General features: G+C 56.8%; 22 protein-coding genes. 15 read left to right on the top strand and 7 right to left on the bottom strand.

Translation table 11 applies throughout. The features are described from left to right. Positions 1 to 59: 59 nt before the first annotated feature. Positions 60 to 2,393, bottom strand: coding sequence for a TonB-dependent receptor (locus FHR99_RS13535; protein WP_183411241.1), 2,334 nt, complete (start codon positions 2,391 to 2,393; stop codon positions 60 to 62). A 196-nt stretch (positions 2,394 to 2,589) separates the two neighbouring features. Here FHR99_RS13535 and FHR99_RS13530 point away from each other — a divergent pair, with 196 nt between their 5' ends. Beyond that, on the top strand, positions 2,590 to 3,711 hold the full coding sequence (locus FHR99_RS13530) for a CNNM domain-containing protein (protein ID WP_183411239.1): 1,122 nt from the start codon (positions 2,590 to 2,592) through the stop codon (positions 3,709 to 3,711). Here FHR99_RS13530 and FHR99_RS13525 read toward each other — a convergent pair. Then, entirely contained in the window at positions 3,674 to 4,438 is a 765-nt protein-coding gene (locus FHR99_RS13525) for a sulfite exporter TauE/SafE family protein (protein ID WP_183411238.1), read from the bottom strand. The two genes, FHR99_RS13530 and FHR99_RS13525, sit on opposite strands and share 38 nt — an antisense overlap. Before the next feature lie 70 nt (positions 4,439 to 4,508). Then, entirely contained in the window at positions 4,509 to 5,885 is a 1,377-nt protein-coding gene (locus FHR99_RS13520; protein ID WP_183411237.1) for an FAD-dependent oxidoreductase, read from the bottom strand. A gap of 162 nt (positions 5,886 to 6,047) precedes the next feature. Here FHR99_RS13520 and FHR99_RS13515 point away from each other — a divergent pair, with 162 nt between their 5' ends. Beyond that, positions 6,048 to 6,605 carry a chorismate--pyruvate lyase family protein gene (locus tag FHR99_RS13515; protein ID WP_183411236.1) on the top strand — a complete coding sequence of 186 codons (558 nt, stop codon included), beginning with the start codon at positions 6,048 to 6,050 and terminating at the stop codon, positions 6,603 to 6,605. Positions 6,606 to 6,614: 9 nt separating this feature from the next. Here the strand turns inward: FHR99_RS13515 and FHR99_RS13510 are convergent, their stop codons facing one another. Continuing rightward, entirely contained in the window at positions 6,615 to 7,337 is a 723-nt protein-coding gene (locus FHR99_RS13510) for a hypothetical protein (protein WP_183411235.1), read from the bottom strand. A 108-nt stretch (positions 7,338 to 7,445) separates the two neighbouring features. Between FHR99_RS13510 and ubiA the strand changes: the two genes are divergently transcribed. The 4 genes from ubiA (at position 7,446) to FHR99_RS13490 (ending at position 10,493) form a co-directional block, all read left to right on the top strand. Next, the gene (gene ubiA / locus FHR99_RS13505; protein WP_183411234.1) at positions 7,446 to 8,315 is read left to right on the top strand and encodes a 4-hydroxybenzoate octaprenyltransferase; all 870 of its coding nucleotides are present in this window, start codon (positions 7,446 to 7,448) and stop codon (positions 8,313 to 8,315) included. Continuing rightward, positions 8,312 to 9,454 (top strand): GNAT family N-acetyltransferase, encoded by a 1,143-nt coding sequence (locus tag FHR99_RS13500; RefSeq protein ID WP_183411233.1) that lies wholly within the window; start codon positions 8,312 to 8,314, stop codon positions 9,452 to 9,454. Before ubiA ends, FHR99_RS13500 begins: the two co-directional genes overlap by 4 nt. 95 nt (positions 9,455 to 9,549) lie before the next feature. Beyond that, on the top strand, positions 9,550 to 9,984 hold the full coding sequence (locus FHR99_RS13495) for a carboxymuconolactone decarboxylase family protein (protein ID WP_183411232.1): 435 nt from the start codon (positions 9,550 to 9,552) through the stop codon (positions 9,982 to 9,984). Continuing rightward, positions 9,981 to 10,493, top strand: a complete 513-nt coding sequence (locus FHR99_RS13490) for a carboxymuconolactone decarboxylase family protein (RefSeq protein WP_183411231.1) — start codon at positions 9,981 to 9,983, stop codon at positions 10,491 to 10,493. Before FHR99_RS13495 ends, FHR99_RS13490 begins: the two co-directional genes overlap by 4 nt. 7 nt (positions 10,494 to 10,500) lie before the next feature. On the opposite strand, the gene FHR99_RS13485 is transcribed toward FHR99_RS13490, so the two are convergent. After that, positions 10,501 to 10,908 (bottom strand): hypothetical protein, encoded by a 408-nt coding sequence (locus FHR99_RS13485; protein WP_183411230.1) that lies wholly within the window; start codon positions 10,906 to 10,908, stop codon positions 10,501 to 10,503. A gap of 187 nt (positions 10,909 to 11,095) precedes the next feature. On the opposite strand from FHR99_RS13485, the gene FHR99_RS13480 reads away from it, so the two are divergent. Beyond that, positions 11,096 to 12,523 carry an OmpA family protein gene (locus FHR99_RS13480; protein WP_183411229.1) on the top strand — a complete coding sequence of 476 codons (1,428 nt, stop codon included), beginning with the start codon at positions 11,096 to 11,098 and terminating at the stop codon, positions 12,521 to 12,523. Positions 12,524 to 12,961: 438 nt separating this feature from the next. Here FHR99_RS13480 and FHR99_RS13475 read toward each other — a convergent pair whose 3' ends face one another. Beyond that, positions 12,962 to 13,552, bottom strand: a complete 591-nt coding sequence (locus tag FHR99_RS13475; RefSeq protein WP_183411228.1) for a DUF938 domain-containing protein — start codon at positions 13,550 to 13,552, stop codon at positions 12,962 to 12,964. A gap of 119 nt (positions 13,553 to 13,671) precedes the next feature. On the opposite strand from FHR99_RS13475, the gene FHR99_RS13470 reads away from it, so the two are divergent. Genes FHR99_RS13470 through FHR99_RS13455 form a run of 4 tightly spaced genes read left to right on the top strand, consistent with a single transcriptional unit; the run spans position 13,672 to position 15,744 of the window. Beyond that, entirely contained in the window at positions 13,672 to 13,986 is a 315-nt protein-coding gene (locus FHR99_RS13470; protein WP_183411227.1) for a heavy metal-binding domain-containing protein, read from the top strand. Positions 13,987 to 13,990: 4 nt separating this feature from the next. After that, entirely contained in the window at positions 13,991 to 14,446 is a 456-nt protein-coding gene (locus FHR99_RS13465) for a heavy metal-binding domain-containing protein (RefSeq protein WP_183411226.1), read from the top strand. 6 nt (positions 14,447 to 14,452) lie between these two features. Beyond that, the gene (locus FHR99_RS13460) at positions 14,453 to 15,292 is read left to right on the top strand and encodes a M48 family metallopeptidase (RefSeq protein WP_183411225.1); all 840 of its coding nucleotides are present in this window, start codon (positions 14,453 to 14,455) and stop codon (positions 15,290 to 15,292) included. Then, entirely contained in the window at positions 15,289 to 15,744 is a 456-nt protein-coding gene (locus FHR99_RS13455; RefSeq protein WP_183411224.1) for an EVE domain-containing protein, read from the top strand. Before FHR99_RS13460 ends, FHR99_RS13455 begins: the two co-directional genes overlap by 4 nt. Before the next feature lie 22 nt (positions 15,745 to 15,766). Here the strand turns inward: FHR99_RS13455 and yaaA are convergent, their stop codons facing one another. Then, complete coding sequence (gene yaaA, locus FHR99_RS13450) at positions 15,767 to 16,543, bottom strand: peroxide stress protein YaaA (protein ID WP_183411223.1); 777 nt, start codon at positions 16,541 to 16,543, stop codon at positions 15,767 to 15,769. Positions 16,544 to 16,621: 78 nt separating this feature from the next. Here yaaA and FHR99_RS13445 point away from each other — a divergent pair, with 78 nt between their 5' ends. The 4 genes from FHR99_RS13445 (at position 16,622) to FHR99_RS13430 (ending at position 19,988) form a co-directional block, all read left to right on the top strand. Further along, positions 16,622 to 17,140, top strand: a complete 519-nt coding sequence (locus FHR99_RS13445; protein ID WP_183411222.1) for a TRAP transporter small permease subunit — start codon at positions 16,622 to 16,624, stop codon at positions 17,138 to 17,140. Next, positions 17,133 to 18,506: a TRAP transporter large permease gene (locus FHR99_RS13440; protein ID WP_183411221.1), complete on the top strand. Its 1,374-nt coding sequence runs from the start codon at positions 17,133 to 17,135 to the stop codon at positions 18,504 to 18,506. The genes FHR99_RS13445 and FHR99_RS13440 overlap by 8 nt, the downstream gene beginning before the upstream one ends. 146 nt (positions 18,507 to 18,652) lie before the next feature. Next, entirely contained in the window at positions 18,653 to 19,048 is a 396-nt protein-coding gene (locus FHR99_RS13435) for an acyl-CoA thioesterase (protein WP_183411220.1), read from the top strand. A gap of 88 nt (positions 19,049 to 19,136) precedes the next feature. Then, on the top strand, positions 19,137 to 19,988 hold the full coding sequence (locus FHR99_RS13430; protein ID WP_183411219.1) for an SDR family oxidoreductase: 852 nt from the start codon (positions 19,137 to 19,139) through the stop codon (positions 19,986 to 19,988). The last annotated feature ends 16 nt before the right edge of the window (positions 19,989 to 20,004 follow it).

The following is a 20,004-nucleotide window of genomic DNA, read 5'->3' as shown; positions in this document are numbered from 1 at the left end:
GCGTCACATAGATTGGAAAACCGGGGCCACGAAAGTCGCCCCGGTTTTTTTATGTCCGCTTAATACTGGTAAGCCAGACTGATCCCAACGGTGCGTGGGGAGTTGGGCCCGAGGTTGGTAATTACGCCTTCAACGCCCAGTCCGAGCGGTACCGGCCGGAAGAACAGTTGATCATTGTCCTCAAGGCTTTCAATAAAGGCATCCACCGTAAAGGAGGTGCTGGGGCTGATCCAGCTCAGGCGGATATCGGTATTGGTGTAGCTGGCAAAATGGTCTACGTCTTCGCGATTGTAATGGCGCAAGAAGTAGTCATCGGTCCAGGTGGTTTTCAACACCGCGCGCAGTGAGCCCCATTCGCCCAGCGGGCGCTGGTAGTTTACGAGCAGCGAGGCCTTGTAGCGCGGGGTATCCTGCAGGTCGTTGCCGGTCAGATCCTGTTCGCCCTCGGGGCAGCTGGGGTCCGACAGGCTGGGAAAGGCGGGGTCGGAGGAGCAGAACTCATCAAAGGTGCCTTTCAGGTAGCCGAGCGAGATCACGCTGTAGAGGTTTTCGGTGGCGGCCACGGTCATATCGATTTCCAGTCCGGACAGGCTGGCGCTGGCGGCATTTTCGGTGACGGTGGTGGTGTCGCGTACCTGTTGCACCTGCAGGTTCTGATAGTCGTAGGTGAAAGCTACGGCGTTGAGCTGGAGGCGGCCGTCGAAGAAGCGGTTCTTGCTACCGATTTCGATGGCGTCCAATTGCTCGGCCTCAACCTCGTTCAGACTACCGTCGTCCTTCACCTCACCGAAACCGTTTTTATAGCCCCGGGCGATTTTGGCGTAAACCATGTGCTCGTCGCTCATAAACCACTTGGCACCGAACTCGCCGGTGGGCTCTTTGAAGTCCACGTCAAAATTCGTGGTGCCTCCGGAGATGCTGGCAGCGCGGGTTCGGTTTTCCCGGTCGGGCAGCACAATGGCGACGTCGTTCACCTCAAACAGCTCCTGGCTGTCGCGGTTCTGGCGCAGACCACCGAATACTTCTACATCCGGGAGATCGCTTAGCCACTGCTTCAGGCGGAAGGTGCCGTTGAAATAGACGGCTTCACTGGTAAAGGTGACGTCGCTGTCCGGGGTGGAGGTGTCGAGGTCGTAAACGCTGCCGCCGGTGGGAGATGGGATGCCGGTGACCGCGCCGGCCAGATCAATTTTGGCTTTGACGAAATTGAGGGCTGTCAGGCGAGCTTCCTGCTCCGCGCGAAACACTCCGAAGATCCAGTTAAAGGCACTGTCGTTCTGGGAGGCCAGACGAAACTCCTGAATCACCGCGTCGTCGCGCTCCTCGCGCAGCACATCGACAATGGTGGCTTCAGTGCCATCGATATCCAGCGGGCGGAAGGCGTAGTCAGAGCTTTTGCCGACCAGCAAGGTCATATCCACGTTGCCGAACCCGGGCAGGTCTTCCAGCGCCCAGACGATCTCGGCGTCCACTCGCTCAACGTCAATTTTGTAATCGCTGTAGTCCACGTCGCCAAACAGTTCGCGAGCCTGATCGCTGAACACCATCTGGTGGGCGCGGGCTTTCACCAGTGTCAGATCCTCGGGCAGCGGCTCGGCGCCAAATTCCTGCAGCGAACCATTGCGACGGGTCAGCGCCGAGGGGCTGGAAATGCGGTACTGGTCGCGCTGGAAATATTTGTAACGCAGGTTTAGCTGGAGGGCGTCGGTGGGCTGGGACTGGAGCCACAGCCGGGCCATCTGGTCGTCCTTGGTGTCGCCGTTGAAGCGGTCCTTTTCCGCCAGCAGATTAGTTACCAGACCGTCGCGACGATGATCGCTGATCACCAGTCGGGCATTGAGCCAGTTATTCGGCAGGATCGGAGTATTAACGGCAGCGCGCAGGCGGCGTTCGTTAAGGCTGGCGGCGCGGGTATCGATCTTGAACTCCAGCGCGTCGACCGGTGGATTCCAGCGTAGATTCAGGGCGCCGGCGGTGGCGTTGCGACCATAGACCGTGCCGGAGGGGCCGCGCAGTAGCTCTATGGCGGCGAGATCGTAGTAATTACCCCCCACATTGTTGTTGGGGATAAACAGCCCGTTTTCGTGGAAGGCTACCGGCGGCACCCCGATCAGATCCACGCCTATGCCGCGGATGGTCATATTTTCACGGCCCCGGGTAACCACGCCGGGGGTCATTTCGGCAAGATTAAAAGGGTCTTCAATATTGGCGGCTTCAAGCATGTCGGCGTCCAGCGCGGTCACTGAGGCGCCCACATCCTGCAGGGATTCCTCCCGCTTGTTGACCGTGACAATCACTTCCTCGATATAAAGCCCGCCACGAGTCTGCTCGGCCAGCAGGGCGGGGCTGGCGGTGCTCAGGCAGAGCGCCGCCACGGTGATCCGTTTCAGCATGGAATACTCCCGGTTGTTGTTATTTGGGAGCTTCACACTAGGCGCGGTGCGCGTGCCAGGCGACCTCGCCGACCGGGACGCACCGGGAAAACCTCAATAAAGCGACGTAATTGCGGTGGGCCAGCGCTGGAAAACCATGAACACGGCTGTGAAAACCGTTATGGTAGGCCCTAATTCAACGCGAGACGGGAGCGCCATGTTCACCCTGCTGATTGCCTATTTTGTGCTGGCTATTGGTTTTTCCTTTTTATGTTCCCTGTGGGAAGCGGTGCTGCTCAGCATTACCCCGGCCTATGCCCAGATCAAGTTTCAGGAGGGGGCCGGGATTGGCCGTCAGCTGAAAAGCTTCAAAGACAATATCGACCGGCCGCTGGCGGCTATCCTAACTCTCAACACAGTGGCCCACACCGCGGGCGCGATCGGTGTCGGCCAACAGGCGACCCTGCTCTGGGCCGAGACCAATCCGATGATTACCGGGGTGGTGATTCCGGTGGCGCTGACACTGGCGATCCTGATTCTGTCGGAGATCATTCCCAAAACGTTGGGAGCCAACTACTGGAAAGAACTGGCGCCGTTCACGGTGTATTCGCTCAAAGTGATCATTACCGTGCTGCTGCCGCTGGTGTGGTTGAGTCAGCAGCTCACCGCCATCCTGCGCAAGGATAAAAGCCGCAGTGTATTCTCCCGCCGCGATTTTCTGATGCTGGCGGAGATCGGTGAAAAGGAAGGGGTAATCGAGAAGAACGAATCTGCCTTTATCGCCAACCTGCTGCGATTCAAGAATATCCGCGCCAAGGATGTGATGACCCCGCGCACCGTCGTTAAAGCTGCGCCCATGAGCCTGAGTCTGCAGGAGTTTCACGAGCGTGAAGGCAATATCGTGTTCTCACGGATTCCGATCCATGAAGAGGGCAGCAAGGACAAGGTGGTGGGTTACATCCTTAAGGATGAGTTCCTGGTGGAACTGGTCGATAACCACGGCGAAAAGCTGTTGCGCGACCTCAAGCGCGAGATTATCACCATCCACGAGTCCTGCCCGCTGCCGGATATTTTCAGCCGCTTCCTGGAGAATCAGGAACATATCGCGCTGGTGGTGGATGAGTATGGCGGGACCGCCGGTATCGTGACCATGGAAGACGTGATTGAAACCCTGATCGGGATGGAGATCGTGGATGAAATGGACAGCGTCGATGATATGCAGAAACTGGCGCGCGAGCGCTGGATGCGCCGGGCCCGGCAGATGGGTTTGAACGTGGACCCGGAAGCCGCGGCCGAACCGCCTAACCCAGCGCCGCCCGCGTCAGCCCAACCAGACTGATCACCAGCAGCGCAGTGCCCAGAAAACGCATAAACACCGCCGCATCGGTCTGCAGCATGTGGCGGTGAAAGCGCAGGCCAATGAGATGGCCGATAAAAGCGCAGGGCAGCAGCCACAGGTGATGGATCAGCTGCAGGTCTACCTCAAAATAAACAAAGGCCGCCATCTTGATGGCGACCAAGACCAGCCATAAGGCAAACAGGGTGTCGCGCAACTGCTCCCGTGCCACATGTTGGGCCGCCACCGCGATGATCAGTGGAGCACCGATCAATGAGGTGCCGCTGATATAACCGCCGAGCAACAGAAACAGAGTGTCCACCACCTTGCTGTTGCTCTTGAAGGGACGGTTGAAAATATAGGACAGCGAATATACCGCCACGATGGTGAAGATCACCCCGCTCATAAGGCTGGACGGTAGCGTCACCAAGCCGAACACCCCGATCAGTTTCGGAATCAGCATGATCAGCAAGAGGTAGCGCAGGTAGGGCCAGTTTACTGTGCCGCCTTCGCTCGACGGTTTGCGGTTGTTCTGGATCACGGTGATCGAGGCGAACACCAGCAGGTGGACGGATATCAGCGGTAGAAAGACCAGCGCGTCGTTGTGTACCAGCAGCAGAAAGGGCAGCGACAGTACCGCGCCGCCAAAGCCCAGCCCGGAACGGACAAAGCCACTCCAGATGAAGATCAGGCCGATAAGTAAGTATTGATAGGAGAGGAGGTTTTCCAAGGAGGTTCCGTAACAAAGTCAGAACGCGTTGCGTTCACCGCCAATGCAGCGAACGCAACGGTTTCGACGTTTAGCCCAGCAGTGGCGGCAGTTCCTTCTGCAGAGCCATCTTCTGCTTGATGCCGTCACCGGTCAGGGCGAAGCCCTGCAACTGACCGCTCTTGTCGCGGAAGGTGGCGACCACGTTGTTGCCGTCTTCCTGAATATCCCAGTCGCCTTCCATATCGCGTGGCGGCGGGTTGACGGTCACCGGGCAGGCCGGAGTTTTGATGGTCACCGGCATGGCGGGGTAGCTGACCTCGGTTGCTTCGCCGGCCAGAGTTTTACCCAGCGCGCGGGCCTGAGCCATCAGCGGTGCAACGTAGACCAGCACGTGGCCGTCTACTTCCACGCAGTCACCCATGGCGTAAACGTTCTTGGCGCTGGTTTCCAGCAAGCGGTTGGTGGTGACGCCGCGGTTAACATTGATGCCGGCATCGCTGGCCAGTTGGGTGCGCGGACGCACGCCTACAGCCGATACCACCAGATCACAGTCGATCGTGTCACCGTTGTTGAGCGTGACGGTCAGGCCAACATCGCCGGCAGCCTTGTTGACTTCGGTAACCAGCGGCCCGAAGTGGAACTTGGCGCCTTTTTCTTCCAGCGCGCGCTGCACGGCGCGACCGGCGGGCTCGGGCAGCAGGGTGGGCAGGCAGTAACCCATGGGGTCGACGGCTTCCACGGAGAAGCCGCCGTTGATCAGATCGTTGGTGAACTCACAGCCGATCAGGCCGGCACCGATGATGCAGACTTTTTTCACATCGTTCTTTTTGATCGCGGTGCGGTAGTCGTCGTAGTCCAGTAGATCGTTGACAGAGTAGACGTACTCCAGTGCATCACCCTTGATCGGCGGGGTAATGGTGTCGGCGCCGAGGGCCAGTACCAGTTTGCCGTAGTGAATCTGGGTTTCCGCATCGCCGAGCTTGATAGTCTGGTTCTCGGTGTCGATGGCGGTGACGTGAGTCATGGTCCAGACGCTGGCTTTGAGCTGCTTGCCCATGGTGCCCGCATCGGCCTGAGCCAGATCGTCGGCGGTGGTGTCTTTGGTGTAGCCGGTCGACAGCATCGGCTTGGAGTAGGAGCGGCCGTCGTCGGCGGTGATCATGATCACCGGGGTGTCCTGATCGTGTTTGCGGAATTCGCGCACCAGACCGTAACCCGCCAGACCGGTGCCGAGTACCACAATCGGCGCCTTGGTTTCGTCGGCGGTTTCTTCTTCGTGGTGAGGCGTAGCTGCCGGCTCGCTGGTTTCGATCAGCTCAAAATCTTCCTTGCCAACGCCGCAGTCGGGGCACAGCCAGTCATCGGGAATATCTTCCCATTTGGTGCCCGGCGCAATGCCGGAATCCGGATCGCCCTTCTCTTCGTCGTAGACCCAGCCGCAGACAATACATTCCCACTTACTCATTACTTATCCTTCCTCATAGTCAGTGCGTGGCGCTTGCAGTTTGTGAGGGAATCACGCATTCTGCCGCCACTTTCAATAGGGCGTCTCTTGTGCGGTCGACCGCTTAAAAGCGAGCCGTGGACGCCTGAAATCAGGGTTTTGCAGTATTCAGGGAGCCGGTAATTGTACGCTGTTCGCCACTGCCGATACCAGCCTGACGAGCCACAGTGGCGGGATCACCGGTGCCTCACCGCCAGCGAACTACCCCAGTCGATTCGTCCCTGGTTGCTTGACCGGGGGTCCCTGACAGCCCGGCTGGTAAGGGCTAGCGGCGGAGATTTTCGGGTTCAGGTGCTGGAGCAGTCCTGGCAGCGCCCCCGATTGACCGAAAGGCGCCTACTCGAAATGGGTGACCGCGAACAGGGGATAATCCGGGAAGTTCTACTGATTTGCCGAGGCGAGCCCTGGGTCTATGCCCGCAGTGTGCTGCCGGCCCGGAGTCTTGAAGGACGCCTTCGTCATTTGCGAAAGCTGCGCGACTCAGCCCTCGGCGCCCTCCTGTTCAGCGACCCCAGTATGCGGCGCGCCTCTTATGAAGTTGCCGCCATCGACGGCCTGTCGCCGCTTATTCCCGCAGACCAGCAAGCCGATGCCACCCTCTGGGGGCGGCGCTCCTGTTTTTACCTCAGCGGTCTGCCGCTGATGGTCAGCGAAATCTTTTTGCCGGCGTTTCGGCCTTAGGTTCTGCCTTTAATAGGTCGTCAGTACTAGAGAATCCAGCCACTCACCGCTTTCAGACAAGGCCATCACTCCATAGCCGTAGCGGCCCTGAAAGCGAACCAGTTTGCCCGGTAGCTGCTCGATAGCATCGGCTTTGTCCGGAAATTCCTGTTTTAGCGCATCGGCGGAAAGCGCCTCTACCGCGTCCATGTTGTCTGTGAGTGGTTCCCAAAGAAAGACGAGCTTGCTTGGAGGGATGCCTTCCAGCATTTCGTAGGCCGCAACACCAGCGGACTCTTCCCCGTTTGCGGGCTCACGGCCAAAGATCAGCACGGGGGAGGGACCAAAGTTTTCGATATCGGCCGGGGATTGCTCCTGAATTTCCAATTCTTCGGCGACAACGGATTGGAAGGCGCCGTTGCCGTAGGCTAGTGCGAGTGGTTTCACGTGATTTACCGCCCAGAAGCCCCAGCAAAGCGCGGCGATTTGAACCAATGCGATCAGCGAGAGGTCGAGCTTTATCTCACGTTTTGGCTTCGACGGATTAAAAACGATAAAGGTCAATAGTGGACCGAGCACCAGATCCACGGCAATCATGATTCTGACGCCTTGCCAGCCGCCATCAATATGAAATAGTAGTCCGGGGTACCAGACTGCGAGGATTAGATAGAGCGCAACGGCAAAGACAGCGAGTGACAGGCTTAAATGGATGCCAGTGGCCAGACATTTGTGTTTTAGGATGGCGGTGTTCATCTTTTCCTCTTTATAAACTGAAACCCCGAATCGCCGTTTTGACGAACCATGCTTATAAATTGGGGTTGCTTGATATACTTTCAAGCCTGACCTTTTTACAGTAGCGTCATGCAGATAAAACAACGACTACCCATCTATTTTCGCTTGATGCGCTTCGACCGCCCGATCGGCACCTTTCTGGTGCTGTGGCCCACGCTGTGGGCGCTGTGGTTGGCGGCGGAGGGCATTCCCCCACTGTCGACGCTGGCGATCTTTGTGGCCGGGGTGATCTTGATGCGAGCAGCGGGCTGTGTGATCAATGATTTTGCCGACCGGAAGATCGACGGGCATGTTGAGCGCACCAAGGCGCGGCCGTTGGCGACTGGGGAGATGCACTCACGCGAAGCGCTGCAGCTATTTGTCGGGCTGTGCATGCTGTCTTTTATTCTGGTGCTTTTTACCAATCGACTGACAATTTATCTGTCCTTCGGTGCGGTGGCCTTGGCGGCGACCTACCCCTTTATGAAACGCTATACCCACTTCCCTCAAGTCGTGTTGGGGGCGGCTTTTGCTTGGAGCGTACCGATGAGTTTTGCGGCGGTGCAGAACACGGTGCCGCCCGAGGCGTGGCTGGTGTATCTGGCGGTGGTGATCTGGACCGTCGCCTACGACACCTTCTATGCGATGGTGGATCGCGACGATGATCTCAAGATCGGGGTGAAATCCACAGCGATCTATTTTGGTGACGAAGATCGGCTGATGACGGGCATGCTGCAGGGCAGCGCGGCCTTTATTCTTGTGCTGATGGGCTCGCGTTTTGGTTTGGGCTTTATCTACTTTGTCGGCGTGGCAGTAGCTGCGGGTTTGTTTGTCTATCAGCAGCGCCTGATCCGTCATCGCCAACGCGAGCAATGCTTTCAGGCCTTTCTCAATAATAACTATGTGGGTATGGCGGTGTTTGTAGGCATCGTGGCACATTATTTGATCGCGCCTGCATGACCGATTTCCGGTTTGTGGATTCCATTGATGCGGTGCCTGCGGCGCACTGGGACAACGTGCTCGGCAGTGACTACCCCTTTCTACGGCACAGCTTTTTGCAGGCGCTGGAGCACAGTGGGGCGACCCAACGTAAAAGCGGCTGGCAGCCTCATCATCTCGTTATTGAAGATCAGGGCAAACTGATTGGTCACTTGCCCCTGTATTTGAAATATCACAGCTACGGTGAATATGTCTTTGATTGGTCTTGGGCTGATGCCTGGCATCGCAATGGTCTCGATTACTACCCGAAGCTGCTTTCCGCGATACCCTTTACGCCGGCCACCGGACCTCGATTGTCGCTGACAGCGGAAAGGGATACTTCGGCCTTGCGCGTCGAAATCGGTCGCTTTTTGTGTGAGCACACAGAGGCCAGCGCCTCGTCTTTGCATGTTTTGTTCACAACCCCGCAGGAAGATGCCGCCTGGCAGCAGGCGGGGCTGGCGCAGCGGATCGCACCTCAGTACCACTGGTTTAATCGAGGATATGAGAGCTTTGACGATTTTCTCGCCACCTTCAGTTCCCGCAAGCGCAAAAGCCTGCGGCGGGAGCGGCGACTGGTTGATGAGGCTGGCGTAAGCCTGCGGCGCATTGAAGGTCCGGATATCACGCCACAACTCTGGCGCCATTTTTATCACTGTTATCAAATGACCTACGCCAAGCGCAGTGGTCATGGTGGCTATCTCAATCAGGCTTTTTTTGAGGTCATCGGCCGGGCTATGCCGGATAGCCTGCTGCTGGTGCTGGCCGAGCGGGACGGGGAGCCGATTGCCTGCGCGCTTAATTTCAAGGATGCCAATACCCTGTACGGGCGCTACTGGGGCTGTGTGCGAGAGGTGGAGTTCCTGCACTTTGAAGCCTGCTACTACCAGGGCATCGAATACTGTATTGAGCAGGGGCTGAAACGCTTTGATCCCGGTGCACAGGGTGAACACAAAATCCAGCGCGGCTTTGAGCCCATTGAAACCCGCTCGCGACACTGGATAGTTGATCCGCGCTTCCGGCAAGCCGTCGAGCGCTTCCTTGGTGATGAGTCACCAGCGATCGAGCGCTACCTAGCGGAAGCCCGGCAGTTATTGCCCTTCAAGTGCACAAAAGCCTGATTGATTCAGAAGCTTGAACCAGCCTGCTTGCGCGCCACCAAGCCCTGTGCGAGCGTGTATTGAGACTATAAAAATGCTAAGTGAGGGTCCCCCGGATGAGCTGGATCGACGATTCCTGCCGCACCTTCGAAGAGGTCTTTGCCTTGCGCGAGAACCTGTACCGCGACTATCAGGCCTTCGAAAGTGTTTTCTCTGAGCAAAAGTTGTTGGACAAGCAGCTTATGGCCTTGTGTAAACAGCGCTGTGCTCAGCTGCATCGCAGTGCGCACAGGGTTGCTTCGCTATCGAACGAGCAGATTGAAGCCTTGCCACAGTGGTATAACCGGGCGGAGTTTACATCGCTGGAAAAGGCCGCCCTCCAGCTAACAGAATGCTTTTGCCTCGACCCACACAGTATCAGTGATGCCATGGCGGCTGCGGTGGTAGACGAGATCGGTGACGAGGGCTTGGTTGCCTTGTTGGAATATTTGGCACTCTGCGATGGCTTTACGCGTTTTCGGGTGATGCTGCAGGTGGAGGAGGCGGCATGAGTGCTTCCCGCGTGCGTCTGCCGGAGTCAGCGGGCGATGATCCCATCAGTGGCAGCGCGTTGGCATTACAGCCGGAAGCGCTGTCAGCCTTTAATCAACTCTATGGCACGCTCTGGAGTCGCGGCGTGCTGGACCACCCGAGCAAGGAACTGGCGCGGCTGCGCAATGCCCGCAAGACCAACTGTGTGTTCTGCCGTAATGTGAGGTTCGCGACCGCACGCGCTGAGGGTTTGAGTGAAGCGCAAGTTGAGCAGATTCAGGATGACTATGAAAACAGCAGCTTGTCAGATCGGCAAAAGCTGATTTTGCGCTATACCGATTGTTTTCTAACAGACCCCGGCGGCCTCGATGCCGACTTAAAAGCTGCGATGGCTGAAGAATTCAGTCCAGAGGAGGTGGTTGAGCTAACGGCGGGGCTAGCGCTCTTTATGGGCTTTTCCAAAATTGCGGTCTCTCTGGGGGGAATGCCGGATTCCCTGCCGACCTTTGAAATGCCGACCCCGGAGTAGACGAGGGTCAGACGGGGTCGGCGCGCGCACTCTGCAGGGCCTGTTTCAGCACGCGTTCGAGCATCATCAAGCAGGCAATGGGGATCAGAAAGCTCACACTGAAGCGCAGAAACAGTAACCAGCCACTGATCGACCAGTCGCCCTCCGTGGCGGACAGGGCCATCAGAATCAGTGGTCCGAACACGAACACCAAGGTCGGTACATAGCGCCAGAGATAGTACTCGCGACTGGCGGAGATTTTCTGATCCGCGCGGCGGTAGCAGTAGAGGGTAATCAAAACCGTGCCGACGCCCACGACTATACTGTAGAAGGTGCTGAACAGGCCGCTCATCACTGTCAGTACGGCACCGAGCAGCAGGCTGAGCAGTGCCGTACTGGTCAGGGCCCGCAATATATGGATCTGTCGTACTGTCATCAGAACGTCTCCTTTTCCTGTTAGCCTCGGTTATAGAATAGACGATTGATCGTGGCCGTGAGTCACAAAACGAGGCGCAAAGCCGCCTGTGGCGTACATTTTGACGGTGCTGCGCAATTGAAAAAAAACGCAGATAGTGCGAAGGTACGCGCAACAAGAACAATGACTGCCTAACTAGGGGTTTTCAATGACTACGTCAATTCAGTGGGCGCGCTGGCGCACCTGGGCTGCAGGTGCTGTGCTGGCCTGTACGACTCTGCCGACACTGGCAGAAAATAACTGGTACATCAGTGCCGAATACGGCCGGCAGCGTATTTTTGCCGCCGAAGACGACAAGGTTTATCAGCCGTCTACAGCGCCATCAGGCGCCTGCTTGGGTGGCGCATTCGCTATTCCAGGTGTGGGTAATTGTGGTAACCCAAGTCTGTTTGATGATCGGATTCATAACTACGATGATGACGATGGCTTTGGTCTGTCGGTGGGCTATAACTTTGAAGGTCCGGTACGGGTTGACCTGTCAGCGAAACAGATGAAAAACGAAGCTGACTACGTGCGCATCGATGGTGGCCCCCGCCAGGATGTGGACTTCACTCAGGAGGCTCAAGCCCTGCTGACCAACCTGTGGTTCGATTTTAACGAAGACGGTGTGGTGCAGCCCTATGTGGGTTTGGGTGTGGGCGCGGCTAAAATGAAGCTGGCCGGTGCTCAAGCCAACAATCTTGATGATACCACCCTGTTTGCTCAGGCCGGCTTTGGGATGAATTTCGTCGTAACCGACAGCTTTATGATGGATTTCGGTGCCCGCTATTTCGAAGCCGACAAGCCCGAGTACGAGAACTTTCTGGCCGAATACCACGGCGCCGGACTGGTACTGGGCTTCCGCTACAACTTTGAAGGCAAAGACAGTGCCGACGGGGATTCCGATGGCGACGGTGTGCGCAACGCCGATGATCGCTGTCCGCACACTCCACGCGGTGACCGGGTTAACAAATTCGGTTGTTCCGATAGCGATGGCGATGGCGTAGCCGACAATCTAGATCGTTGCCCGAGCACTCCGCCCGGCACACCTGTCAACGAATTCGGCTGTTCAGACCTGGATGGTGATGGCGTGGTGGATGGTCAGGATCTGTGCCCCGGTACCCCGGTAGGTACGCAGGTTGATGGTAATGGCTGTTCTGACGTCGACGGTGACGGTGTCACTGACCGTGTCGATGCCTGCCCGGATTCAGTGCCTAACAAACCGGTTATGTCCAACGGCTGCGGCGTGCAGCAGAGTGTTGTGCTGGAAGGTGTGAACTTCGAGTTCGACAGCGCCCGCCTGCAACCCAATGCGCAGCGCATTCTGGATCTGGTAGCCAAGTCTCTGAAAGAGTCGCCGAACTTTGTGGTGGAGATCCAGGGGCACACCGACAACGTCGGCAGCGATGCCTACAACCTGATCCTGTCGCAGGATCGCGCAGGCGCCGTAAAAGCCTACCTGATAAGCAAAGGCGTAGACGCCGATGCGATGGTGGCGCGCGGTTACGGTGAGCGTCAGCCGGTTGCGGATAACGGTAGTGAAGATGGCCGTGAGCGTAACCGTCGGGTAGAGATGAAGGTGATTCAGGAGCGTTAAGCGCGCTCCTTTTTACTGGTTATAAGAGGCCCTCTTTGGAGGGCCTTTTTTTTGGCTTTCAGATAGTGGTTGTGGGGTTGGGTTTTAGGTGTGAGGTTATAGCGGGCAGTGGTTTCGCCCTGCTGGGCGAGTTACCTTTCTTGCTTGTCCAAGAAAGGTAACCCAAAGAAGGACACCCCTGTCTCCCTTCGGGTTCCCTGCGATGCTCGATCAACAATCTACGCAACTCGACCTCCGCGGCTATCGCCGCTCCGGGACTCGAACAGTGCTCGCTCTGGCCCGTTGTTGCTCTGCGCTTCTCGGCACCTCCAAAGGGGGTTCAGGGTGCCTTTTTTCTTGGTTACTTCTTTTTGGGCATGCAAAAAGAAGTCACTCGCCCAGCAGGGCGAAACCCATGCTTAATCCAAAACACAATTAACCGAGCGCACCGCTCCCTGCCTACCCCCGCACAAACTTCAACAACCGATTATTTGCTGGCATAGTATGATCCGCCCTCAAAACCAGCCCGGCGCCAGCCGCTAACTCAACAATCGCCTCAATATCCCTGATACCGCTACCCGGATCCCGTTCCCGCAAAAATCGATCAAACTGCGCATTGCTATCGCTGGTATAGCGGCCTTGAAAGTTGAAGGGGCCATACAAGCAAAACACGCCCTCCTCGGTTAGCACCGCCCCAAGCCCCTCAAAAAAAGCTTCAACCATAGGCCATTGCATAATGTGAACGGTATTGGCCGAAAATACGGCCGGCGTTCGGGTCACTGGCCAGGTCGCGCAGACGTCAAGCTCCAGCGGGCGGCGCAGGTTTTCCAGTCTGGCGTCGTCGCACCAGGCGGCGATGCCGTCGAGGTATTCGCGCTGGTCGCTGGGCTGCCAGATCAGGTGGGGCAGGTTGGCGGCAAAGTGGACAGCGTGTTGGCCGGTGCCGCTGCCGATCTCAAGCACGTAATCAACACTCGCGAAAGCGTCGTGCAACACGCTGAGAATGGGTTGCTTGTTGTTTTCGCAGGCCTGTGAAAAGGGTTTGCTCATGAATTAATGCTTGCCAGTAATTGTCGTAAGTGACTATAAAGGAGGCTGCTTTGCTCTGGGGAAAGCAGCAAAACCATAAATTCACAAGAACCATAAATCAAAGTTCAAGGACGTGTCACGTGCTGGTCAGCAATATCGAAATCATTCCCGGTAAGCGTATCGCTAAACATCTTGGTCTGGTGCAGGGCAACACTGTGCGTACCAAGCATTTGGGGCGCGATCTGATGGCGGGCCTGAAAAATATTTTCGGTGGTGAACTCAAGGGTTACACAGAACTGTTAAATGATGCGCGTGAAGAAGCGGTGCAGCGCATGATGCAGCAGGCGGAGTCGATGGGGGCCAATGCGATCATCAACGTGCGTTTCTCCACCTCGTCGGTTGCGGCCGGTGCCGCGGAGCTGTTTGCCTACGGGACAGCCGTTATTCTGGAGTAGACGCGTGATTGATCTGATTGTCTTTCTGGTTTTGCTGGCGCTCGGTTATGTGTTTGGGCGCTTTGCGGAATCCCGTCATTTCAAATCCATCCAGCAGCGCGAGCAGGAGTTTGCCGGTGTGCTGGCCTTCAGCGAGCGACTGCCGCCGCCTTCTATGGCGCATCGCGAGGTGGCGCTGGTCGGTGGCAATGTCGTGATCTCGGTGGACTACTTCAAAATGATCGCCGCCGGTCTGCGCAGTCTGTTTGGCGGTCGGGTTCGCGCCTTTGAAAGTCTAACCGAGCGCGCTCGCCGGGAAGCGCTGCTGCGAATGAAGCAGGAAGCTCGTGATCTGGGGGCGCAAATGGTCGTCAACGTCAAACTCGAAACCGCCTCCATTTCCAAGGGCAACAAAGGTCAGGTGGGAGCGGTGGAGGTGTACGCCTACGGCACCGCATTGATCGAACAAGCGCTGACCTGATTACGCATGGCCGACTACGAAAACCGCCCGGTTCCCGAAGGCATAAACTACAGCCGGGAAAATCCGCTGAAAGAATTTCTATTGCTCTGTGTGGCACTAGCTGGCGCGCTGGCGGTGCTGCTGTTTTCGCTGTCACTGGCGGCACAGAAACTGGCACCGCTGATTCCGTTTAGTGTGGAAAACCGGCTGGTTGAACAATTCTCCTCGTCGCTACCAGCGCCTGCCGAAAGCGAGCGCGCTCAGAAAATTGACGCTTATCTGAGCGAGCTCGCTGAGTCGTTGCTTTCCGGTCAAAAATTGCCTGAAGGTTTTAATTTGCAAGTTGCCTACGTGGATTCGCCAATGACGAATGCCTTCGCCACGCTCGGTGGGCGGGTGTTTATCATGAAGGGCTTGATTCAAGAGATGGGTAGTGAGAATGCGCTGTCGATGGTGTTGGCTCACGAGCTCGCCCATATTCTTAATCGCGACCCGATTGTAGCGATGGGGCGGGGTGTCACTGTGTCACTGGCCTTGGCCAGTCTCACGGGGCTTGGCAATAGCGGCGCGGCCGATTGGTTGATTCAGCAGATGGGGGTGGCAACGCTCTCCGGGTTTACCCGCGAACAGGAGCGTGATGCAGACGCCATGGCATTGAAAATGCTGCAGGCACGTTATGGCAACGTGCAGGGTGCTGATCAGATCTTTACCCTGTTTGAGGGCGGTGAACCGCCGGAACTATTCAGCACGCATCCACTGAGCAGCAAGCGTATCTCGGCGGTGCGTGAATTTGCAGCGACTCATCCCCAGGCGGGTAACGCGGTGCCATTGCCGGCGTTTTTACATGAACAAGAGGCAGGCGAATGAATTACTGGCTGATGAAATCCGAGCCCGATGCCTTCAGCATTGATGACCTTGTCGCGCGGCCGGGCAAGCGCGAACACTGGGATGGTGTGCGCAACTATCAGGCGCGTAATTTTATGCGTGAGATGAAAAAAGGCGACGAGATTCTGTTCTATCATTCCAGCTGCCCCGAGCCGGGGGTGGTTGGCGTGGCCAAGGTCGTAAAAGAAGCGTATCCGGATTTCACGGATCTTGATCCCGAGTCAAAGTACTACGATCCCAAATCGTCCGAAGAAAAGCCTCGCTGGTTTATGGTGGATATTCAGTACAAGAAAAAACTGAAACGCACTGTGACGCTGAAGGAGCTGAAGCAGAATCCTCAGCTTGAAGGAATGCAGTTGCTGCGCAAGGGCAACCGCTTGTCAGTGATGCCGGTAGCAGCGTCGGAGTTCGACGCTATTCTGGCTATGGTGTGATGTGAAATGCCTGCGAGAAAAATCAGGCAATTTCTTTGCGGGTAAAAACCAGCTCCCCAGCCGATGATTGATCCGGCTGATAACGATAGCCTTCCCAGTCAAAGTCCTTCAGCCCTTCCACGGTTTTTACCCGGTTTTTAATGATGTAGGCGCTCATCAGGCCGCGCGCCTTTTTGGCATAGAAGCTGATGATCTTGTACTGACCGTTCTTCTGATCCTTGAATACCGGCGTTACAATCTCGCCGTTGAGTTCTTTCTTCTTGATCGACTTGAAGTATTCGTTGGACGCCAGATTGACCAGCGTGTCTGATTTAACTGCCTTCAGGGATTCATTCACGGCTTCGGTGATTTTGCTGTCCCAGAAGGTATAGAGGTCCTTGCCCTTGCTGTTCTCAAAGCGGGTGCCCATTTCCAGGCGGTAGGGCTGGATCAGGTCCAGCGGGCGCAGCAGGCCGTAAAGGCCAGATAGAATGCGCAGGTGCTTCTGGGCAAAGTCGAAATCCCGTTTGCCAAAATCCTCGGCGCTCAGTCCCTGATACACGTCGCCCTTGAAGGCCAGTACGGCAGGTCGGGCGTTGCTGGGCTTAAAAGGTGTTTTCCAGTTCATAAAGCGGCTATGGTTGAGTTCGCCCAGCGCCGGGCTGATTTTCATCAGGCTGGAAATATCCTCCGGCGAGAGTTCGCGCAACTCCTTGATCAGCTGTCGGGATTCCTTCAGAAAGCCCGGTTGGCTGAAATCTTCAGTGGGCAGAGGTGATTCAAAATCCAGGGTTTTGGCAGGTGAAATAACCGTCAGCATACTGTGTGTCCGTGCGAGCCGTGTAGAAATGATTTACTACGCTATAATGCCGGGTCTCGATTTTAGCCGGTTCAGCGCATGCGAATAATAACAGCCCTGTCCTCAACACTCGACGCCTACAGCGAATCCGTCGGCCGATTGCTGGCGTGGCTTTTGCCGCTGCTGATGCTAAATACCTGTGTGGTGGTGTTTCTCCGCTATGGTCTGGAGCTGGGCTCTACCTATCTGCAGGAACTGTCGACCTACTTACATGCAACCGTCTTTATGCTGGGGGCCGGCTATACCCTTAAGCGCGATGGTCACGTGCGAGTGGATGTGCTCTATCGCCGCATGAGCCCTTATCGACAGGCTTGGGTGAATGCCATCGGCACATTGGTCTTTCTGTTGCCGCTATGTGGCTACGTGCTGATCAGCAGCTGGGACTTTGTGCAGCATGCCTGGCTGATTCGTGAGGGGTCGGCTGAGCCGGGTGGTATTCCGGCAGTTTATGCGCTGAAAGCGCTGATCCCGCTGATGGCGGTGAATCTGGCCCTGCAGGGCATCTCGGAGTTCTGCAAGTCGCTGGCGGTTCTGCTGGAGGCACCGGCCCATGATTGAATGGATTCCCTTGATCATGTTCGCCGCGGTCTGTCTGGCGTTAATCGCGGGCTATCCGGTGGCCTTTTCTCTGGCCGGTACCGCCATGCTGTTTGCCGGCGTCGGCATTATCGCGGGCTGGTTTGATCCCAGTTACCTGTCAGCCCTGCCGGCACGCCTGTTTGGCACCATCAATAACGTAACGCTGATGGCGGTGCCGCTGTTTATTCTGATGGGCGTTTTGCTTGAACGCAGCCGCATCGCCGAAGAACTGCTCGATACTATGGCACGCCTGTTTGGGCGCATGCCCGGTGGGCTCGGCATCTCCGTGATTCTGGTGGGGGCGTTGCTGGCGGCCAGTACCGGGATCGTGGGGGCGACGGTGGTGACCATGGGTTTGTTGTCACTACCGACCATGCTGCGCCGCGGCTACGCACCTTCCATTGCCACCGGTACTATCTGCGCTACTGGCACCCTCGGCCAGATTATACCGCCCTCGATTGCGCTGGTACTGCTCGGTGATACGCTATCGACCGCCTATCAGCAGGCGCAGCTTAAAATGAATGTCAGCAACCCGGAAACGGTCTCCGTGGGTGACCTGTTTATGGGAGCACTGGTGCCGGGGCTGATTCTGGTTGGGCTCTACCTTATCTACATTATCGTGATTGCGCTGCGTGACCCCGAGCGGGTGCCGCCGGCAACGAATATTGGGGAGGTGCCCACCTCCCGGCTGATCGCCAATCTGTTGCCGCCGGTCGCGCTGATTGTGACGGTGCTTGGCTCCATTCTGATCGGTGCGGCTACGCCAACCGAAGCTGCTGCAGTGGGGGCGTTGGGTGCCGCCTTGCTGGCGCGCATGAAAGGCGAATTACCCCTGCGCCGCTTGCGCGAGGTGGGCGAGTCGACCCTCGAAGTCACTTGCATGGTGTTTATGATCCTGATCGGTGCGGCGGTCTTTTCACTGGTTTTTCGCGGCTACGGCGGCGACGAATTGATTCAGTCCCTGTTTGAGCAGCTTGGCGGTGGTGTTGGCGTTGCCGTATTTGTGGTGATGCTGGCGATCTTTCTGTTGGGCTTTATTCTCGATTTTATTGAGATCACCTTTGTGGTGGTGCCTATTGTTGGCCCGATCCTGTTGGCAATGGGCGTCGACCCGGTTTGGCTCGGGATTATGATTGCACTTAATCTGCAAACCTCCTTTTTGACCCCGCCTTTCGGTTTTGCCCTGTTTTACCTGCGCGGTGTAGCCCCGGATTCGGTGCGCACGACCGACCTGTATCGGGGCGTTGCGCCCTTTATTGTGCTGCAATTGCTGATGCTCGGCATGTTGGCCCTGTGGCCCGACCTTGCCACCGCACTGCCGGATTGGGTGCGATCCCTGCGTTGAGGGCAATGTGCGAATCCACCTAGTGCCTGTTATAAAAAGGCACAGGGATTGCTTAACGATTTCGGTTGGCGCTGATTGACAGGGCTGATGGAAGCACATACCGTGCCTTTTCCAATGGAAAGCTCTCTGTACGGAAGGAATCACCGATGCGTGATATAGACGATACCCCCCTGCCCAAGGGTGAGCTGGCGTTGCAGACGCTGGCCATGCCCGCTGATACCAACCCCAGCGGCGATATCTTCGGCGGCTGGCTGATGTCACAGATGGACTTGGCAGGATTTATTACGGCCTCACGACGCGCGCAGGGGCGCACCGCCACGGTTGCCGTAACTGGCATGGCTTTTCTGACACCGGTAAAGGTGGGCTCGGTCGTTAGCTGTTATACCGATATTCTCGAAGTAGGTCGCAGCTCGATCCGCATCAATGTGGAAGTCTGGATTAACCCCCACAAAAACCCGGTTAAGGTCACCGAGGGCGAGTTTGTCTTCGTCGCGATCGATGACCGCGGCCACACCCGTGTGGTTCCCGACGAAGACGAGTGACCTTCGAGTTTACAACTTCGTAATGCGGCGGCTCCGGCCGCTGTAGTCTTATAGCGCTTTCCCACAGTGATAATAATCAGGAATGGCTATGAATCTGAAAGGTAAAGTCGCGCTGGTCACCGGCGCCACCAGCGGTATCGGTTCGGCGACCGCCGAAGCCATGGCGGCTCAGGGTGCGGAATTATTTATCGTCTGTCGCAATGCCGCCAAGGGTCAGGCGCTGCTGGATGAGATTCAGCAGAAGACCGGTAACACTCAGCTCAACAAGATTGTGGCCGACCTCAGTGTGCTGGCCGATGTGCGTCGCGCGGCAGAGGAATTTCTGCAAACCGGTAAGCCCTTACATCTGCTGATCAATAATGCGGGTGTGATCTACACCGAGCGCAAGATTACCGCCGATGGTCTGGAAGAAACCTTTGCGGTTAATCATCTGGCCTACTTTCTGTTTACAGAGTTGCTGCGTGAGCGCATTGTCGAGAGCGCGCCGGCGCGCATTGTCAGCGTGGCGTCAGGCGCACACGCATTCTGCAAAGAGATTCATTTTGATGATCTCAATTATGAGCGTCGCGCTTACAAAACCTTCGAAGTCTACGGCCATTCCAAACTGGCCAATATTCTGTGGACGCGGGAGCTGGCGCGGCAACTCGAAGGCACGGGTGTAACCGCTAACTGTGTGCATCCGGGAGCGGTGCGCTCAGGGCTTGGCAAGCAGAATGGTCTGTTGGGTAAATTGATGACGGCCATCGTGGCACCGTTCTTTCAGACGCCAGAGAAGGGCGCCTCGACCTCGGTGTATCTGGCGACCTCACCTGAGGTGGAGGGTGTGACCGGCAAATACTTCGCCAAATGCAAGCCGTTAGAACCGAAGCCCTGGGCCAAGGACAATGTGGCAGCGAAACGCTTGTGGGATGTGAGTCGCGAACTGACAGGGCTCAATTAACACGACTGAGCTGACG

Origin of the sequence: Litorivivens lipolytica, from assembly GCF_014191715.1 — a bacterium.
GTDB classification, from domain to species: domain Bacteria; phylum Pseudomonadota; class Gammaproteobacteria; order Pseudomonadales; family Spongiibacteraceae; genus Litorivivens; species Litorivivens lipolytica.
This window is presented reverse-complemented; position numbering and strand designations above follow the sequence as displayed.

Excerpts from the sequence above, each read along its gene's own strand:
- FHR99_RS13495 (WP_183411232.1), top strand. The coding sequence starts at position 9,550 with ATGAGCTGGATCGACGATTCCTGCCGCACCTTCGAAGAGGTCTTTGCC.
- FHR99_RS13440 (WP_183411221.1), top strand. The coding sequence starts at position 17,133 with ATGATTGAATGGATTCCCTTGATCATGTTCGCCGCGGTCTGTCTGGCG.
- FHR99_RS13480 (WP_183411229.1), top strand. The coding sequence starts at position 11,096 with ATGACTACGTCAATTCAGTGGGCGCGCTGGCGCACCTGGGCTGCAGGT.
- FHR99_RS13530 (WP_183411239.1), top strand. The coding sequence starts at position 2,590 with ATGTTCACCCTGCTGATTGCCTATTTTGTGCTGGCTATTGGTTTTTCC.
- ubiA (WP_183411234.1), top strand. The coding sequence starts at position 7,446 with ATGCAGATAAAACAACGACTACCCATCTATTTTCGCTTGATGCGCTTC.
- yaaA (WP_183411223.1), bottom strand. The coding sequence starts at position 16,543 with ATGCTGACGGTTATTTCACCTGCCAAAACCCTGGATTTTGAATCACCT.
- FHR99_RS13445 (WP_183411222.1), top strand. The coding sequence starts at position 16,622 with ATGCGAATAATAACAGCCCTGTCCTCAACACTCGACGCCTACAGCGAA.
- FHR99_RS13485 (WP_183411230.1), bottom strand. The coding sequence starts at position 10,908 with ATGACAGTACGACAGATCCATATATTGCGGGCCCTGACCAGTACGGCA.
- FHR99_RS13490 (WP_183411231.1), top strand. The coding sequence starts at position 9,981 with ATGAGTGCTTCCCGCGTGCGTCTGCCGGAGTCAGCGGGCGATGATCCC.
- FHR99_RS13455 (WP_183411224.1), top strand. The coding sequence starts at position 15,289 with ATGAATTACTGGCTGATGAAATCCGAGCCCGATGCCTTCAGCATTGAT.
- FHR99_RS13510 (WP_183411235.1), bottom strand. The coding sequence starts at position 7,337 with ATGAACACCGCCATCCTAAAACACAAATGTCTGGCCACTGGCATCCAT.
- FHR99_RS13435 (WP_183411220.1), top strand. The coding sequence starts at position 18,653 with ATGCGTGATATAGACGATACCCCCCTGCCCAAGGGTGAGCTGGCGTTG.
- FHR99_RS13500 (WP_183411233.1), top strand. The coding sequence starts at position 8,312 with ATGACCGATTTCCGGTTTGTGGATTCCATTGATGCGGTGCCTGCGGCG.
- FHR99_RS13520 (WP_183411237.1), bottom strand. The coding sequence starts at position 5,885 with ATGAGTAAGTGGGAATGTATTGTCTGCGGCTGGGTCTACGACGAAGAG.
- FHR99_RS13430 (WP_183411219.1), top strand. The coding sequence starts at position 19,137 with ATGAATCTGAAAGGTAAAGTCGCGCTGGTCACCGGCGCCACCAGCGGT.
- FHR99_RS13460 (WP_183411225.1), top strand. The coding sequence starts at position 14,453 with ATGGCCGACTACGAAAACCGCCCGGTTCCCGAAGGCATAAACTACAGC.
- FHR99_RS13535 (WP_183411241.1), bottom strand. The coding sequence starts at position 2,393 with ATGCTGAAACGGATCACCGTGGCGGCGCTCTGCCTGAGCACCGCCAGC.
- FHR99_RS13475 (WP_183411228.1), bottom strand. The coding sequence starts at position 13,552 with ATGAGCAAACCCTTTTCACAGGCCTGCGAAAACAACAAGCAACCCATT.